Consider the following 16,120-nt stretch of genomic DNA (forward strand, 5'->3'; position numbering starts at 1 on the left):
ATTGGTGTCGAAATTATTGATTGCTGTCCATATAGACCAGGGTCTCACGAATGGGGGTTAGCATGTCCCGGGCCAGCTGGCGACAGCGCGCCGGTGACCAGCCTTCAATGGGATCTGGCAGATTGTCGTTGTCCTTAAACGGCATTTCCAGAGTCAGTGCCAGCGTGCGAAATTGGTGACCGCACCAGTTGGTGCCCACGGTCATATTGGCTTCACCGGGCTTGTCCAGGGGGTATCCTTGCTCCGTCTGGAAATCGGGGCTGGCTTTAACAAAGGCGGCCTTGAAGACGTTTTCCAGCGCAGCGTGTTTATCGTCGTAACCGGGTATGCCTTCACAGGCGGCAACAAAATTAAACGGCAGCGCTTCGTCGCCGTGAATATCCAGGAACATATCGCCACCGGTCTCCAGCATACGTTCGCGCACCAGATAGACCTCGGGGCTTTTTTCCATGCTGGGAGATTGCCATTCGCGGTTCAGGTTGGCACCGGCGGCGTTGGTGCGCAGGTGGCCCCGTACACTACCGTCCGGATTCATATTGGGTATTACGTAAAAAACCGTGTCCTGGAGCAGTTGGCGCGCTGTGGGGTTGGCTTCGTCCAGCAGGTTTTCCAGAAAGCCTTCCACAAACCATTCGGCCATTGACTCACCGGGGTGTTGGCGGGCGATCATCCATACTTTGCGCTTCGCTTTTTCCGCGTCGCCCACGGTGAGCAGGGTCATGTCGCGACCGTCCAGGGTCAGGCCGAGGGTTTCGCATTCTACCCGCTCATCGGACTGGGCCCACGCCAGCAGGTCGAGATGCCGTTCCCAGGAATAGGGGGCAAAGTACGCCAGATAAATGGCGGGCTGTTCCAGGTTTACCGTGAAATCCAGAACCTTGCCGTCGTATTGAGTGTCGATGCGGAACCAGTTGTGGCGATCGTAGGAGGCACATACCCGGTAGTTTTCCCAACCTTCCGGATAAGCGGCCTTACCGGCATTGTTAATGCGCAGCGGGTATTCCTTGCCCACCTCACCTTCCAGTCGGAAGTGGAACCACTGGTAAAAGTCGGACTGGTTGTCAATCCGGATCGCCAGTTCTACGGGATTCGTGTTTTTATCGATGACTTTGATGTTGCCGCTATCGAAAGCGCTGCTGATATGCATGCGTAGACTCCGCAGTGATTTTGTTCAGGTTTTTGGCACCGTGCTTTGAGCCAGTGGTCGAACGGTTTGCAGGATACAGCTTCAGGCCTGGAAAACAGGATAGCCCAAGGCAGCTTGGTAGAAATAACTGCGGTAGCGCAAGTTTCGAGAACAATGTTTTGAAGGCTGGCGGGAAATTCCTCAGGACATTTTTCTGGTTAGTGGACCAAATAAAAAGGCGCGACGCCCTTGCGGACGTCGCGCCTCTGCCAATCCTTGGCGGCACCTGCTGAGACTACTGCTCCCTGAAATTTCTGGCGTCGGACCAATGACGACTTCTCACTGCCCTGGTCAAATGCTCGGTGCGAACCACTAACACACCTTCAGAAATGTTGTACTGCTCCCTGACATTCCTCAGCAGGTGCTGACTAAAGTTTAGGCAGTCTTTTGCGGGGGGCATGGATTCAAAGGGCAAGTTGGCGCAGATTCAATTAACTATTAGACAGGTTAAGCAGGTTAGAACTTGTGGCGCCAGCGGACATGGCAGGGCGGCTCCCGATGCATTGTCTGCCGGCTTTACTACCCGGTCACCGGTGTGCGGATTCAGTTCAGTGCGGCGTCTTTCCAGTACTTGGTGCCTTTCACCGTCGCTTGCAGTGCGATCCCGCTTTCAGTGAGCTGGTACACGCGCATGCCATCCACTACGACTTCTCCGCCTACGGCGGCGCCTTTATCCTGTGATTTTGCAGCGGCGTCCGCATGGCCGCCGAAGGTCCAGCCGGATTCCACAAAACGCTCCATGACTTCCGTAGAGTCGAAGATGAACAGAGCACGGAAATCTTTCACCCCGAGCCCGAGGCCTACACCCACCTCACCCATCTTCATATAAGTACGCTTACCGGATTTGTTCACCACAACCCCGTACCCGCTTGCGGTGCTGGCAACCAGCAGGTTGACGTTGATGTTGCTGAATACGGCGTAGCCGGGGGCTTTGGCCACTTCGCTACGAAGCGAAGGCTTCAGTTGGTACAGCTCAGTGAGTACCTCGCGCTCGGTTTGTGCGATGTGTTGGCGCTGCTCTTCGGGAGTGCGCCCGGGGGCTGCACAGGCGGCGAGCAGGCAGACCTGAAGTACCGCAAACAACAGGGTCAGTGGTCGTAGAGCAGGGTACTTGAGACTGGGCATGGGAGATCTCCGAAAGCCTTGGGGGTTATTACTGGGTCTGGCACAGGTTCCTTGCAAGAATACCGATGATGTCCCGTTACGCCTGCGACCTGGCGCACAATGAATGAAATGGCGCCACTTTCAGCCGGTTTATGAAATCAGGTATCCTTGCGGGCATCTGAAATTCGAATTGACCGGCTATGTACCGCTGGCTCCCGTTAAGGAAATTGCACTATGACCCGACCTACGAACCGACCCGCATCGCGATCTCTCAAGCGCGGCCTTGCCGCTACCTGCCTACTCACAATGGTGATGAACCTGACTGCCTGCGGTTACTTCCTGTATCCGGAACGCAAGGGGCAGACTGGCGGCCGGGTAGACCCGGTGGTGGTCATTCTCGATGGTGCGGCATTACTGTTCGGCATTCTGCCGGGGATCGTGGCGTTTGCGGTGGACTTTACCAATGGCACGATTTATTTACCGGCGGGCGGGTCCTCCGCTATTGATCGCCACGTGAGCTCTGCGGATGATGGCCAACTGAGCGGAGACAAATCCGTGAAGCGTGTCATTGACCAAAATGGGCAGGCCTGGGTTGAACTGCCTCTGCACACCGCGGAGGAAAGCGGTGATCTGGCGCAGGTCAGCGCAGCCCTGCGTGAATATACCGGGCGCAACACCCGCTTGTCGGACATTATCTGGGTAGAAGACCTCGCGGCACTGCAGCAGGCGCGCAATACGCAAATGGCTGCAACGCACTAGGTTTTCTCGGTTGGCCGTTTTGCCGGCTTATGGATCGTCATCGCCCGCACCGGCCTGTGCGGGTAGTGACGTCGGCGAAATGACTGCGCGGCGTTTTGCGCAGGATTTTGCCTCAGCTTCCCCATGTCTTCCTTTCCTTACGGTGCCCGATGTGGTGCATATGGGGCTCAACAAGCTCGACCCACGCCACTGGGTTTTGCCCTGCCGTACTCTTCCGCACTATCAGCAAAATAAAATTGCCGCTCGCCACGCGATGGGCGACAGAGTATACGCCCAACTGCCGGCATCGTTGCCGATTCAGCGGGAGCTGGCTACGCAGCTCTATCAGCACCTGATATATGACCACACCAACTATCTGTGCGCGGCGGATTCTGTGCTCCGATGGTGCGCTGCCGGTAGTGAACTACGTTGGCCCGGGCTGGCACCTCAACTCGCAAGCGCCGAACCCCTGTGGGGTGCCAGCTGCTGGGTCGCAGACGACATCTGCCTGCTGCAACCTGGCCAGCACGGCTATACGCTGGTCGCCGCATCGCTTGCCGCGCCAAGTTACTGGCGCCTCGAGGAAAAAATCGGGCGGCCACTGGACCAGATTCACGGACCCGTACCGGGCTTTCAGCAAAAACTGTCTGCCCGGGTAGCGCGCTTTTTCGATCATTTGAAGCCCGAATTTCCCGTGTGGCGGAGTAACTGGTCGGTAGTGGATTCCCCGCAACTGTTGCAGCGTGCGGGCGAGGTTACCGATTCGAAGTCCGCATGTATGGGGCAGCCAAGGCGGTTATACCTGCGGATTGAGCGGCAGACGCTGCGCCGCCTGCCTGCAACCGGTGCGGTGGTGTTTACCATTCGCGTAACGATCAACCCACTGGAGGATCTGTTGCTGATCAGTGGTGGCGTTGCTGCCCTGAGGGATGCAGTGCTGAGGATGTCGCCAGAAGAGACTCGCTACAAGTCCCTGGCGCCTCTGTTGGCGGAGGAGGGAGGACCACTGCGGCGCTTCTTTACCGAACACGGTTACTCAATCAACGCCGGCGACCGGACAGGGCTCCCATAAGCCCGCGCATCAATTCCCTACCGATCTGTCGTCCGAAACTGCTTGCCATTCGGTTAACACTTTTTTCCAGCGGACTCTGCTTTTTAACCACATTTTTTTTCGCGGCGGGTTTTGAGATTGGGTCTTTTTGAGCCTCTAGTTGCTCGCGTCTTTGCTGTAGTTGTTCATAGGCGGATTCGCGATCCAGCTTCCTGGCGTACGTTGATCGCAAAGGGTCGTTTTTACGTTGCGTTTTCTTTTCCGTGTCGGTGAGCGGAGCGAGTCGACTCGCTGGGGGGTGAATGATGGTCCGCGCCACAGGCTGGGGCACACCGTCAGCGTCCAGTCCGGAAACCAGTGCCTCGCCTACGGCGAGTTCACCAATGACGGTGGCAGTATCAATGGCTGGGTTTGCGCGAAAGCTGCGTGCTGCGGCCTTTACTGCCCGTTGCTCATTTGGGGTGTAGGCGCGCAGGGCGTGTTGAATGCGGTTGCCCAGCTGAGCGAGGATGTCTTCCGGGATATCCAGCGGATTCTGGGTGACAAATACAATGCCCACCCCTTTCGAACGGATCAGTTTTACGATCTGCTCCACCTCATCACACTGGCTTTTTGGGAGGTCGTCGAACAGTAAATGGGCCTCGTCAAAGAACAGCACCAGGCGCAGCTGACTGTCGCCGGTTTCCGGCAGGGTCTCATAGAGCTCTGCAAGCAGCCACAGTAATAAAGTGCCGTACACCGCCGGCTGCATATCGCTTGCGTCGAGCAGGTGTATGCGTCCTTCCTGCATCAGGTCATCGAGGGCCAGTGCGGGCTCTCCGAATAGACTTGCGGCACCTTTAATATCTGGAGAAAGTGGCTCCAGGGCAAGCAGCTTGCGTTTGATCGCACCCAGGCTCGCGGGAGAAATGTTGCCGTACTCAAGGGTCAGGTGCTTGCGGTTCTGGTCTACATGGTCCAGTAGGGCGGTTAGGTCTTTCCAGTCCAGTAGCAGTAGCCCCTGCCGATCTGCCATGCGAAAAATCATCTGGAGCAATCCCTGCTGATTGTCGTTGAGCTGGAGCAGGCGGCCCAGCAGCTCAGGCCCCATTTCACTGGGTGTGGTGCGTAGAGGGAGCCCGCTGCGCCCCCACAGAGTTACCGGGAAGGCAGTGAAATACTGCGTATCGAGTGCAAACAGGGGAAGGCGCTCCGCGACTTTTTTGTTGGCGCCGCCGGGGGCGGCGAGTCCGCTCAGGTCGCCTTTCAGGTCTGTCACCAGGGTGGTGATATTGCGGCGGTTTAACTGTTCCACCAGGTAGCGAAGGGTAACTGTCTTGCCAGTTCCAGTAGCGCCGCAAATCAGGCTGTGGCGATTCAGCATCTGCGGTAACAGGGTCACCAGGGTGGATTGGGCGTCTCCGGCGCCCGGGGAGGCGGACCGACCGATGACAATGGGCGTTGTGGGTGACTCAGTATTGTGCGCTGACGGGAGTGGCATGAGGGGTTCCTGAGTGCTGTACTTCGGGAAGTCCCCCTAACTGTAGCGTTTTCCCGCTGTGACGGTAGCGCTTACTCCTGTGCCTTGAATCCCTTGGGGGAGAGCCCAGTCCAGCGGCGGAAGGCTTTACCAAAAGCGCTTTCGTCGCAGTAGCCGAGGGCCGCGGCAATATCCACGTTGGTTTTCTGCCCTTCGCGCAGCCACTGACAGGCGTAATGACAGCGCACTTCATCCTGTATCCCGCGAAAACTGGCATTTTCTTCCAGCAGTTTGCGGCCCAGATGTCTTGGGCTGATACACAGGCGTGCGGCCACCTGCTCGCGGCTAAGTTGGGGTTCCTGCTGCAGCAGGTGTGCCACGCGCAATTGCAGGCTCTTGCTGGTCAGCGCCTTGAGCAGGGCATCCGCTTCCGGCTTCAGTCGCGCCATGACCTGGCGATCTGCGGCCACCAGGGGGGTCTCCAGGTCCTGCGGGCGCAAGCGGATTGCGGAGACTTCTGCGTTGAACTGTACCGGGGCCTGCAGCAATTGTTGGTACTGCTGCTGCACCGCGAGGGAGGGGGTGGGGTAGGCGAACTGTACACTCTGGGGCTGGAACTCGCGACCGGTCATGGCGCGGGCCTGCGCCAGGCAGATAGAGAGGACTGTCTCAACCCGCAGGCGCGCACAGCGAAGGTAGTTGGGGCGGTAGCAGAGCTCGACATAGAAGCTGCTGCGGCGCAGCTCAAACTGACCGCCCTCGCCCAGTAACGGATGGTAAATAAGCAGCTGATCGATCGCAGCGCCGAGATTTTTCTGGGTCATCAGCAGGTAGCCGACCAGCCCCATCTGGCTGCCCTGCATGGCCTGGCCGAGGCGAATACCTAAAAGGGGGTCGGGAATGGCTTCCTGGACCGCCAGCCATATCTCTTCCTGGACCTCCATTGGCACCCGCTCTTCCTCGTTAATGGCGGCCAAAAGGGATTGCACGCTGTGTGGGAGTGCCAGGTCCAGGCGCCCCAAGGCGGCAATAATAGCGCGGGTGTAGCTGAGTGTGACGCTTCGAGTATCAGCGGTATTCAAATTCACTGTCCGAAATTAACCAGAGACTGCCCGATTATGACGACGGCCTCTCCGGATGTCACGTTATATTCAAATTCGATCCCAAACGGTATGTCTGAGAGCGTGGCAAGGCGCGGAGCAGGCATCGTTGATGAACTGAAAAAACAGCGAGAAGAATAATGAAGCCCTATGCGGTGATTGGCGCGGGCCCCATGGGTCTGTGTAGTGTACGGAATCTGGCAAAGCACGGCATCCCCTGTGTGGGATTTGAGATTCACAGCGACGTCGGTGGGCTGTGGGACATCGACAGCCCCACCAGCACCATGTACGAGTCGGCGCACCTCATCTCCTCGAAACGCATGACGGAGTTTGCCGAGTTTCCGATGGGCGATGAGGTTGCTCTGTTCCCCCATCACAGCGAGCTGAAAGCCTATTTCAGGGCGTACGCGCGGGAATTCGACCTGTATCGCCACTATGAATTCGACACCGAGGTGGTGCACTGTGCACGTGAAGGTGATGACTGGCGTATTACCACCCGTTGTAAGGGCGAAGAGCAGACCCGTGTTTTCGGCGGCCTGTTGATCGCCAATGGCACCTTGCATCACCCCAATAAACCGCAATTACCTGGTGAATTTGCCGGCGAACTACTGCACTCGTCCGATTACCGCGATCCGGCGATTTTCGAGGGCAAGCGCGTTTTGCTGGTGGGGTGCGGGAATAGTGGTGCGGACATTGCGGTGGACGCCGCGCATCGCGCCAGGAGTGTTGATATCAGCCTGCGCCGCGGGTACTACTTCCTGCCCAAGTTTATTGGTGGTAAAGCCACCGATGCTGTGGGTGGCAAGATCAAGCTGCCGCGCTTCATACAGCAGAAAATCAGTGCCGCTCTGTCAAAGTTCATGCTGGGCTCTCCCGAGCAATACGGTCTGCCAAAGCCCGACTACAAGATGTTCGAGTCTCATCCGGTGATCAACTCGCTGATCCTCCACCACATTGGCCACGGGGATATCAAGGCGCGCAAGGATATCGCTGCAGTGGACGGCCACCGGGTGACCTTCACCGATGGCCGCATTGGCGAGTACGACATGATCCTGCTGGCGACCGGTTACAAGCTGCATTATCCGTTTATCGATCGCGCGCACCTGAACTGGGAGTCTTACGCCCCGCGTCTTTACCTGAATGTCTTCCACCCGGAATACGACAACCTTTTCCTGATGGGAATGGTGGAAGCTGCCGGGCTCGGATGGGAAGGGCGCAACCGTCAGGCGGAAATGGTGGCCCTGTATATCCGCCAGCTGGCGGACGGCGCCGAATCCGCGCGCAAGCTGAAAGCGATCAAGCGGTCCCAGGCCGGGCGCCGCGCAGATGGCGGGATGAATTACCTGAACCTGGAGCGCATGGCCTATTACGTGCACAAGGACACTTACCTGAAAGCACTGGCCGGTCACACCGAAGACTTGCTGAAGGGGTATGAGTTTGCGGATACTGATCATTTTGTAGCCAGTGCCGCTGCGGCGACCCGCTGAGGTCGCCTGGACCATGAATGAAATGAACCCTGTCTTCTCGACCTCACTGGACACATTCCAGATGTCACCGGCGGCGCTGCTCGCGCTTAATGCGATCCTAGCGTTTATGATGTTTGGCGTATCCCTCGGACTGCGCAGCGCGGATTTTCGCCGAGTGCTGCGCAGGCCAGTGGCGCCAATAACCGGCCTGGTGGCGCAGTTCCTGGTGCTGCCGGCAGTCACCTGCGCGGCCACCTGGGCGCTGGACATCAGCCCGGGACTGGCGCTGGGAATGATTCTGGTGTCCTGCTGTCCTGGCGGTACCTTTTCCAATGTGATGACCTGGATCGGGCGTGCCAATGTGGCCACGTCAGTAAGCATGACGGCCATCTCCAGTCTCGCCGCGGTGGTAATGACCCCGTTCAACTTTGCCCTTTACGGCAGCCTCAACCCTCAAACTCGCGACCTGCTGCAAGCCATCGCTCTGCCTGCAGAGAACATGGTGTTGATCGTGGTCATGGTGCTTGCGGTCCCCATGGTGGTGGGGATGGTGGTCGGTGCGCGTTTTCCACGGTTCTCCCAGAGTAGTGAGCGCTACTTCCGTACGGCCTCTCTTTTTGTATTCCTGCTGTTTGTGGCTATTTCCTTCAGCAAACACTGGCAGACGGCTTTGCAGATCGCCGGATCCGTGCTGGTGCTGGTGGTGGTGCACAACGCGTTGGCATTTCTCATCGGGGATCTTTCTAGTCGGGCGGCGCGCTTACCGGTAGGGGACCGGCGTGCCGTAACCATGGAAGTAGGTATCCAGAACTCCGGCCTGGCCCTTGCCATCCTGTTTACCTTTTATCCGCAGGCGGGCGAAATGTTGGTGATCGCCGGTTTCTGGGGCGTGTGGCACCTGGTGTCCGGGCTTTGCCTGGCCGGTTACTGGAGTTATTCCAACAACCGCTGCCAACGACTCGAAGAACAGAAAGTGCGGGCCGTGCAGCCCGATTCGGTTTGACCCACAAAGTGGCAGATCTCGAATAAAAAACGGGTATCCATAACAAAATCGATTTCGCTGCGATGATCGGTCGCAGCCTGGGAAATAAGAGTTAACAATGACTGACAAGCGGGTATTGATTACCGGTGCCGCGGGTTATGTGGGCCGTCTTCTGGGGGAGTCCCTGAATAAACAGATGTCTGTGATGGGTATTGATATCGTGCAGCGTGACGCCGGCTTTCCCATTCTGGCAATGGACATCTGTGATGCGGCTCTGGCGGAACTGTTGCGCGCAGAGCGCATCACGCACGTAGTGCACCTGGCTTCTGTGGTATCGCCCGGGCGTGATCGCGCGCGCGAATACAAGATCGACGTGGAGGGCACGCGGAACGTGCTGGAGGCCTGTGTCAAAGCGGGTGTTTCTCATCTGACGCTGACCAGTAGCGGCGCGGCCTACGGTTATCATGCAGATAACCCGGCCTGGCTGCAGGAGTCTGACCCACTGCGCGGCAATCGAGAATTTGCCTACTCCGATCACAAGCGGCTGGTAGAGGAGATGCTGGCTGAATATCGTCAGCGCCACCCTCAGCTCAAGCAGTTGATATTCCGGCCGTGCTCCATTGTTGGCGCAACGACCAATAGCAAGATCAGTGCACTGTTTTCCGGACGAGGAATTCTCGACCCCGGTGGGCACAATTCACCCTTTGTGTTTGTGTGGGACCAGGATGTGATCGGTGCCATAGAGTACGGAGTCACTCACACTGCCTGTGGTATTTTCAATCTTGCCGGTGACGATGCGCTTACCCCGGCTGAGATCGCGCGACTGTTGAAGAAGCCACTGCGGCGCCCACCGGTGTGGTTGCTGAAATGCATTCTGTCACTCAGTTTCAGTCTGCGTCTTGGCAATGTGCAGCCCGCCCAGGTGATGTTCCTGCAGTATCGCCCTGTCTTGCTCAATCACCGCCTGAAAACAGAGCTTGGTTACCAGCCGCAAAAAACCTCGGCCGAGGCGTTTGCCTATTTCGCCAATAACGCATTGGGAATTTCGGTAAGCGCAGAAGACGCACGGGTTACCCGTTTTGAAGGTACGCCGGCCGAGGCAGTGAAGACACAAGAGCGACAGGGGGAGGCTGCATGAGTTTTTTACGTGGTAAGCGGGTGAACCGCGATCAGGTTGCAGTTGTTACCGGAGCCGCGGGCGGGCTCGGCTGGGCCATGGTGCAACAGCTTGCCGCGCGGGCCCAGGACAGCGGGACGCCCCTGCGTCTGGTGTTGGTGGATATGAATGGCGAAGCGCTGCAGCTGCGCGCGGCAGAGCTAACCCAGTCGGTTGTCACGGTGGATGTGCAGGTGGCGGATCTGTCTGCCGAAGCATCGGTTGCGCAACTTTGTCAGGTGCTGGCCGCCCGCTACCCTCAGGTCGATCTGCTGATCAATAACGCGGGTATCACCCACCGCAGTCTTTCCACCCAGACCAGTAATGCGGTGATTCGCCGGGTAATGGCCGTGGATTACCACGCGCCGGTGGAGCTCGCGCAGGGACTGCTGGCACCGATGCGTGCCGCTGGCGGCTGTGTGGTGAATATCAGTTCCATGGCGGGGTGGATGCCGGTGCTGGGGCGTGCAGGATACTGCGCGGCCAAGAGTGCGCTGCATCAGTATTTTGAAACCTTCCGCGAGGAAGTCCGGGAAGACGGTATTTCCGTGTTGATGGTGTATCCGAGCTTTGTCGCCACCAACATCGACGCCAATGCGCTGTCCGGTGATGGTGGTCGTGCGCAACACGCGCAGAGTACCGTTGGCCAGGTGCGCACCGCGGACTGGATGGCAGCACGTATTCTGAACGCGGTGGCTACCGGCAAAGAGCGCTTGTTCCCATGGGACAAGACCCTGCTGGGTGCCTATCTGTACAAGCTGGCACCGCGTCTCTTCCTGCGCCAGATGGTGAAAAACTTTCGCGTAGAGCTGGAAGAGGGGCGCAAGCTGGCGCGCCAGTCCAGCGCGGTCTGACGCCTGCAGCCGGTAGCGGCTGTGTGTAGCTGCTTTTGACGCTCAGCTTTCCTTGCGAGCGCGTCGCTTTTCCGGCGCGCTCGACCTACAATTCACGCCCTCAATATCGCGAATTCACCTTGTCCGAGGTTTCCTGGGGGCCTTGATGGCACTATTCGATAGCCATTGCCATTTTGATTTTGACGCCTTCGCGGCTGACCGCGCACAGGTATGGGCGCGCTGCCAGGCGCTGGGCATGCAGGGGTTGATCATTCCCGGTGTGAGCATTCCCCAGTGGCGAAACCTGTTCGCGCTCGTGCATTCTGAACCGGGCTGGTTCGGGGCGGTGGGGGTGCACCCCTGGTGGGTTGCTGAACTTGCGCTGGCGCCGTCGGACGTTGGGCGCGCGGTGATTGAGCGGGTGACCCATGAGCGCAAGCGGCGAGCCGGGCCGTCGCGTTGCATTGCGGTGGGCGAATGCGGCCTCGATGCCAATATTGATACGCCCCTCGCCCAGCAGTTGCCGGTATTCGAGGCGCAACTTTGTGCAGCGCAGGAATTGTCGCTGCCAGTGATCGTTCACTGTGTACGCTGTCACGGAGAAGTGCAGCGGGTATTGAAAAACATCCGCCCGCAAAAAGGTGGGGTCATTCACGCATTCTCCGGCAGTCGCGAGATAGCGGAGGAATATATCAAACTCGGGTTTACCCTCGGTGTCGGCGGCACCATCACCTACCAGCGCGCGGCCAAGACCCGCAAAACCCTTGCCGAAGTACCGCTGGACAAGTTGCTACTGGAGTCTGATGCGCCGGATATGCCCCATGCGGGGCGCCAGGGTGAAAGAAACAGCCCGGAATACCTGCCTGCGGTTGCGCAAACACTGGCGGAGTTGCGTGGGATTCCGGTGGACACGGTGATTGCCCAGACGGGAAACAATGCCCGCGCACTTTTCGGGATTTAACCAAACATGTATTTCTCTCCCGAACGTTTCAAACAATATTTCCCGCTCTTCGCTCAGGAGGAGAATCGGGAGCTGGTCTATCTCGACAACGCCGCAACCACGCAAAAGCCTGTCGGTGTCATTGAGGCATTGCACGACTTCTACCTGCACAGTAATGCCAATACCCATCGCTCCAGTCACCGGCTCGCGCGCCGTGCAACGGAGATGGTAGAGCGCGTTCGCCGTGCCGCCGCTGGATTTTTGAATGCCCGCTCGCCCCGTGAAATTGTATTTACCCGCGGTGCGACCGAAGGCTTGAATCTGCTCGCCAACAGTCTGTGCAGCACCTTGGTTGCGGGCGATGAAATTGTTCTGTCCACTGCGGAACACCATGCCAACCTGGTGCCCTGGCAGATGATGGCTGAGCGGCACGGGCTGCGTCTGCGTTTTGTGCCGGATATCGCTGGTGTTCCCCAGTTCGACCGGGTGCATGAAGTGCTGTCTGCGCGCACCAGGGTCGTTTCCGTGACGGCGGGTTCCAATGCACTTGGTTTTCGCACTGACCTGGCGGCGCTGCGAGCGATACTGGATGGCCGAAATTTGTACTGGGTCCTCGACGGCGCTCAGTTGGCCGCGCACGACCAGGTCGATGTGGATGCGATCGGTTGCGATTTTTTTGTTTGCTCGGCGCATAAGTTTTACGGCCCTACCGGGATCGGTCTGGTATTCGGGCGCGAGGAATTGCTGCAGCAACTTCCCCCCTGGCAGGGGGGTGGCGAGATGATCGCCAATGTCGATCTGCTGTCCAGCGACTATGCGGACCTGCCCCACAAGTTCGAGGCGGGTACATCGTCACTGGCGGCGATTGCAGGTCTCGGTGCCTGTATGGCATTTCTGGCACAGCAGGACCGCGTCGCAATGGCGTGGCACGAACAGCAGTTACAGTGTTACTTACACGAACAGCTGTCGCAGATTGCAGAGTTGCAGTTACTCAGTAGCCCGCAGAGCAATCTCGGCATCGTCAGCTTTATTCACCCCCGGTGTGCCGCCATTGACCTGGCGCAGTGGCTGGATGGGCGCGATATCGCGGTGCGGGTAGGACATCACTGTGCGCAACCGCTTATGCAGGCCGCTGGTCACACCGCGACTTTGCGCGCTTCGATAGCGGCGTACAACACACGACAGGATCTCGACCGGTTTATTGCCGCGGTGCGAGAATTTCTTGAGCAGCTGGATGTTGATCAAGAGCCGGTTTGCGCAATGCCTGACGAGGGTATATCCAGTACGCAGTGGCAAGGGGACGATCTTTCGACGCTGGACGCTGAACAGCTGCGCAGGCATCGCAATTGGCAGGATCGCTACCGAACCCTGATGGGGTGGGCCAAGGTGATTCACCGCAAAGACATCATCCGCACATCCGACAACCTGGTGCGGGGCTGTGAGTCCAGTGCCTGGTTGGTGCATCGTCAGGTTGGCGACCGGCATTACTTCGCCGTAGATAGCGATAGCCGCATCGTGAAAGGATTGGGGGCTTTACTGTTATCGCAGTTAGAGGGCTGTCGGTCTGGCGATGTGAGTGCGGTGCAGTTGCAGACGCTGTTCGATGAGTTGGGTTTGGCGCAACAACTGAGTGAATCCCGCGGTAATGGGTTTCGTGCACTGGTACAGCGCGCTTTTGATTTGATGAGTGCGCGCTGAGTTTTTAGTTAACCCGCCTTTCGCGCTTGCTGCAGTAACCGGTCAATCGCTTTCGCTGCCGCGACAAACCCGAAGGTGCCTGTGACCATAGTGGCGGCCCCGAAGCCGCCGCTGCAATCCAGCTTTACCCCATTCTGCATGCTGCTTTTCTGCTGGCACACCTGACCATCGGGCTGCGGGTATACCATGGGTTCGCTGGAATAGATCGCATCCACGCCAAACTGACGTTTGCTGGACTTCTGGAAATTGTGAAAGCGATACAGGTGCTGGCGGACTTTTGCCAACATGGGGTCGCTGACCGTGCGCCCGAGATCGGCGCAGGTGATCTGGGCAGGGTCCTGTTTACCGCCCGCCGAGCCGACGGTAATCAAACGCAGCTTGCGCGCCTTGCAATAGGCAATCAAAGCCGCCTTGACCCGGGCGTTGTCGAAAGCGTCGATAACCAGGTTGATAGAATCCCGTTCCGGTGCCAGTAGCTCGGCAAAATTATCACTGGCGATAAAGTCCTCGACGGTCGCAACGGAAATTTCCGGGTTGATACTGCGCAGGCGCTCCGCCATCACCGAAACCTTGATTCCCCCTACGCTGTGCTCCAGCGCGTGAATTTGCCGGTTCGTATTGGTGATACAGATATCATCCAGGTCGATCAGCGTGATTCGGCCGATTCCGCTGCGGGCCAAGGCCTCTGCCGTCCAGCTTCCCACGCCACCAATTCCGATCACCACCACATGAGCGCCGTGCAGAACCCGCAGGGCATCGGTGCCATAAAGCCTTGCAATACCGCCGAAACGCTGGAGGTAGTTGTCGCTCAGATTGTTCTGGAGCAGAGAGTCGGACATAGGGGTTCCGGTACCACTTACTATTGGATATGAATAATAAACCGAAGGGGAGGGGGCACAGGGCGGAGAAGCCGCCCTGTGGGAAGGGGATCGAATCAGTGCACGTGGCCGTGGTCGATTTCTTCCGGGGTCGCTTCGCGCACGGAAACGACTTCGATGTCAAAGTGCAGCTCGACGCCCGCCAGCGGGTGATTGCCGTTGATGGTTACCTGGTCACCGTCAATATCGATAATCTCAACTTCGATCGGCTGACCCTCGGTGCTCTGGGCGCGGAAAGCCATACCAACTTTCAGCTCTTCCACACCTCCGAATGCGCTCTTCGGCAAAGTCTGGATCAGTTCCGGGTTCTGCGGGCCGTAGCCATTTTCCGGGTCTACGATAACCTTGAACTTGTCGCCGGCGCTCTTGTCCAGCATTTCCTGCTCTAGCCCGGGGATGATATTTCCTACGCCCTGCAGGTATTTCAGCGGCTGGCCACCTTCGGATGTGTCGATCACGGTACCTTCGGCATCTTTCAGGGTGTAGTTGATCTCCACAACACTGTGGTTAGCAATTTTCATTGGCAATCTCTTGTATCTTGAGCGTGAGTTGTAGCGCTTACCGCTTACAGTAGGAAAAGCAAACGGGGATATAGGCTGTGTGAGGGTGCATTGTATGGGGCGGCCTCGGTGGTCGCAACCGAGGCCGGCGGGGGCGGCAAAGGGGGGTGGAGCAGTTGGCGTCGGAGCGTACCTTAACAGGCGATTGACAGCGGTGTTTCACTCCGGTCGTACAGGTCGGTCACGGTACGTACCAGTTGCCCCCCGAAGGATGAGGAAAAACCAAGTTCCAGCAGGCGTGCCTCAAAATATTCCATGAGTGCCTCAAACAAGGCCGGATTCAGGCCTCGGGCAAGAAAGCTGGCACGGGCGCTGTGAACCGGCTCTGCCTGTTCCGACAGGGCGTGGCTGAGAAACAGCGCCTGGCGGGTCGTCTGCTTGGCGTGATCGGATGCGTCTTCGGCAGACAGGTACTTGCCGATGGCCTGGTAAAACTCGCCGACAAGCTGGTCAATAAACGCGCGGCCGCCGATGATGTCGAGCAGGCTGCACTCTGCCTGAATTCGCGGCTCGTTGTGGTCTGTGCACGATCGGAGTGCTGGTACTGCTGATACAACCTGTGGCATGGATGAAATCCCCCTGTGAGACGGTCGATCTAGAGTTATCAGGCGCCCGTTTTTCCTGTAAGTATTTGCTTTTGTAGGCAATTGAGAGAGCGTTATTTACCGCTTTCGCTGAGGTTGGGGCTGCCGGCTTCGATATGGGCGGCAAGATTACGGGATGGAAATACCACTGCCAACTAAATGGCAAGAAATTGTCACACTCTTCCACGGGTGTTTGAGGCCCCGTTTAATTGGGCGCAACAGTGCGGCGCGGTATGCTTCGGGAGTCTATTTTTACGGCATTTTTGGCGGCTTCCGAGTTGTCGGTTAGCTCGTGGGAGTCAGGTGTCATGGGTGGTATATCGGGGCGCGCAGCGTCGGGCTGGTGACAGGGGAATCGCCGCTGGTAAACTTCGCAGCATTCTTT

Annotated in this window: 15 protein-coding genes; 8 read left to right on the plus strand and 7 right to left on the minus strand. The window is 58.0% G+C overall.

The window, feature by feature from the left end:
• Window positions 1-13 precede the first annotated feature (13 nt).
• The gene (locus AAFH99_RS09235; RefSeq protein WP_406827563.1) at window positions 14-1,147 is read right to left on the minus strand and encodes a M14-type cytosolic carboxypeptidase; all 1,134 of its coding nucleotides are present in this window, start codon (window positions 1,145-1,147) and stop codon (window positions 14-16) included.
• A gap of 582 nt (window positions 1,148-1,729) precedes the next feature.
• Entirely contained in the window at window positions 1,730-2,311 is a 582-nt protein-coding gene (locus AAFH99_RS09240; protein WP_406827564.1) for a hypothetical protein, read from the minus strand.
• Window positions 2,312-2,524: 213 nt separating this feature from the next.
• Between AAFH99_RS09240 and AAFH99_RS09245 the strand changes: the two genes are divergently transcribed.
• Window positions 2,525-3,049 carry a hypothetical protein gene (locus AAFH99_RS09245; RefSeq protein WP_043316806.1) on the plus strand — a complete coding sequence of 175 codons (525 nt, stop codon included), beginning with the start codon at window positions 2,525-2,527 and terminating at the stop codon, window positions 3,047-3,049.
• A 79-nt stretch (window positions 3,050-3,128) separates the two neighbouring features.
• A complete protein-coding gene (locus tag AAFH99_RS09250; protein ID WP_081847930.1) occupies window positions 3,129-4,100 on the plus strand; it encodes a DUF3445 domain-containing protein in 972 nt (323 codons plus the stop codon).
• On the opposite strand, the gene AAFH99_RS09255 is transcribed toward AAFH99_RS09250, so the two are convergent.
• Together AAFH99_RS09255 and AAFH99_RS09260 are read right to left on the minus strand one after the other, a co-directional pair.
• Entirely contained in the window at window positions 4,069-5,559 is a 1,491-nt protein-coding gene (locus tag AAFH99_RS09255) for a helicase HerA-like domain-containing protein (RefSeq protein ID WP_051686949.1), read from the minus strand. The genes AAFH99_RS09250 and AAFH99_RS09255 overlap by 32 nt on opposite strands.
• A 71-nt stretch (window positions 5,560-5,630) precedes the next feature.
• Window positions 5,631-6,620: an AraC family transcriptional regulator gene (locus AAFH99_RS09260; protein WP_043318156.1), complete on the minus strand. Its 990-nt coding sequence runs from the start codon at window positions 6,618-6,620 to the stop codon at window positions 5,631-5,633.
• Between the two features lie 158 nt (window positions 6,621-6,778).
• Between AAFH99_RS09260 and AAFH99_RS09265 the strand changes: the two genes are divergently transcribed.
• From AAFH99_RS09265 to AAFH99_RS09290, 6 genes are all read left to right on the plus strand, one after another.
• A complete protein-coding gene (locus AAFH99_RS09265) occupies window positions 6,779-8,125 on the plus strand; it encodes a flavin-containing monooxygenase (RefSeq protein WP_406827565.1) in 1,347 nt (448 codons plus the stop codon).
• A 13-nt stretch (window positions 8,126-8,138) separates the two neighbouring features.
• The gene (locus AAFH99_RS09270) at window positions 8,139-9,107 is read left to right on the plus strand and encodes a bile acid:sodium symporter family protein (protein WP_231491537.1); all 969 of its coding nucleotides are present in this window, start codon (window positions 8,139-8,141) and stop codon (window positions 9,105-9,107) included.
• Window positions 9,108-9,204: 97 nt separating this feature from the next.
• On the plus strand, window positions 9,205-10,224 hold the full coding sequence (locus AAFH99_RS09275) for an SDR family oxidoreductase (RefSeq protein WP_081847929.1): 1,020 nt from the start codon (window positions 9,205-9,207) through the stop codon (window positions 10,222-10,224).
• Entirely contained in the window at window positions 10,221-11,096 is an 876-nt protein-coding gene (locus AAFH99_RS09280; protein WP_406827566.1) for an SDR family NAD(P)-dependent oxidoreductase, read from the plus strand. The genes AAFH99_RS09275 and AAFH99_RS09280 overlap by 4 nt, the downstream gene beginning before the upstream one ends.
• Before the next feature lie 145 nt (window positions 11,097-11,241).
• Window positions 11,242-12,036: a TatD family hydrolase gene (locus AAFH99_RS09285; protein WP_406827567.1), complete on the plus strand. Its 795-nt coding sequence runs from the start codon at window positions 11,242-11,244 to the stop codon at window positions 12,034-12,036.
• Between the two features lie 6 nt (window positions 12,037-12,042).
• Entirely contained in the window at window positions 12,043-13,713 is a 1,671-nt protein-coding gene (locus AAFH99_RS09290) for an aminotransferase class V-fold PLP-dependent enzyme (RefSeq protein ID WP_043316798.1), read from the plus strand.
• A gap of 8 nt (window positions 13,714-13,721) precedes the next feature.
• Here AAFH99_RS09290 and tcdA read toward each other — a convergent pair whose 3' ends face one another.
• The 3 genes from tcdA to AAFH99_RS09305 all read right to left on the minus strand — a co-directional run bounded on the left by tcdA (window position 13,722) and on the right by AAFH99_RS09305 (window position 15,717).
• On the minus strand, window positions 13,722-14,552 hold the full coding sequence (gene tcdA, locus AAFH99_RS09295; protein WP_406827568.1) for a tRNA cyclic N6-threonylcarbamoyladenosine(37) synthase TcdA: 831 nt from the start codon (window positions 14,550-14,552) through the stop codon (window positions 13,722-13,724).
• Window positions 14,553-14,647: 95 nt separating this feature from the next.
• Window positions 14,648-15,112: a peptidylprolyl isomerase gene (locus AAFH99_RS09300; RefSeq protein WP_043316795.1), complete on the minus strand. Its 465-nt coding sequence runs from the start codon at window positions 15,110-15,112 to the stop codon at window positions 14,648-14,650.
• Between the two features lie 173 nt (window positions 15,113-15,285).
• Window positions 15,286-15,717: a hypothetical protein gene (locus AAFH99_RS09305; RefSeq protein ID WP_051686948.1), complete on the minus strand. Its 432-nt coding sequence runs from the start codon at window positions 15,715-15,717 to the stop codon at window positions 15,286-15,288.
• Between the last annotated feature and the right edge of the window lie 403 nt (window positions 15,718-16,120).

Source organism: Microbulbifer sp. ARAS458-1 (genome assembly GCF_045348205.1).
GTDB lineage: Bacteria > Pseudomonadota > Gammaproteobacteria > Pseudomonadales > Cellvibrionaceae > Microbulbifer.

Coding starts and splice junctions, on each gene's coding strand:
- AAFH99_RS09235 (WP_406827563.1), bottom strand. CDS start 1,147: ATGCATATCAGCAGCGCTTTCGATAGCGGCAACATCAAAGTCATCGAT.
- AAFH99_RS09240 (WP_406827564.1), bottom strand. CDS start 2,311: ATGCCCAGTCTCAAGTACCCTGCTCTACGACCACTGACCCTGTTGTTT.
- AAFH99_RS09245 (WP_043316806.1), top strand. CDS start 2,525: ATGACCCGACCTACGAACCGACCCGCATCGCGATCTCTCAAGCGCGGC.
- AAFH99_RS09250 (WP_081847930.1), top strand. CDS start 3,129: ATGACTGCGCGGCGTTTTGCGCAGGATTTTGCCTCAGCTTCCCCATGT.
- AAFH99_RS09255 (WP_051686949.1), bottom strand. CDS start 5,559: ATGCCACTCCCGTCAGCGCACAATACTGAGTCACCCACAACGCCCATT.
- AAFH99_RS09265 (WP_406827565.1), top strand. CDS start 6,779: ATGAAGCCCTATGCGGTGATTGGCGCGGGCCCCATGGGTCTGTGTAGT.
- AAFH99_RS09270 (WP_231491537.1), top strand. CDS start 8,139: ATGAATGAAATGAACCCTGTCTTCTCGACCTCACTGGACACATTCCAG.
- AAFH99_RS09275 (WP_081847929.1), top strand. CDS start 9,205: ATGACTGACAAGCGGGTATTGATTACCGGTGCCGCGGGTTATGTGGGC.
- AAFH99_RS09280 (WP_406827566.1), top strand. CDS start 10,221: ATGAGTTTTTTACGTGGTAAGCGGGTGAACCGCGATCAGGTTGCAGTT.
- AAFH99_RS09285 (WP_406827567.1), top strand. CDS start 11,242: ATGGCACTATTCGATAGCCATTGCCATTTTGATTTTGACGCCTTCGCG.
- AAFH99_RS09290 (WP_043316798.1), top strand. CDS start 12,043: ATGTATTTCTCTCCCGAACGTTTCAAACAATATTTCCCGCTCTTCGCT.
- tcdA (WP_406827568.1), bottom strand. CDS start 14,552: ATGTCCGACTCTCTGCTCCAGAACAATCTGAGCGACAACTACCTCCAG.
- AAFH99_RS09300 (WP_043316795.1), bottom strand. CDS start 15,112: ATGAAAATTGCTAACCACAGTGTTGTGGAGATCAACTACACCCTGAAA.
- AAFH99_RS09305 (WP_051686948.1), bottom strand. CDS start 15,717: ATGCCACAGGTTGTATCAGCAGTACCAGCACTCCGATCGTGCACAGAC.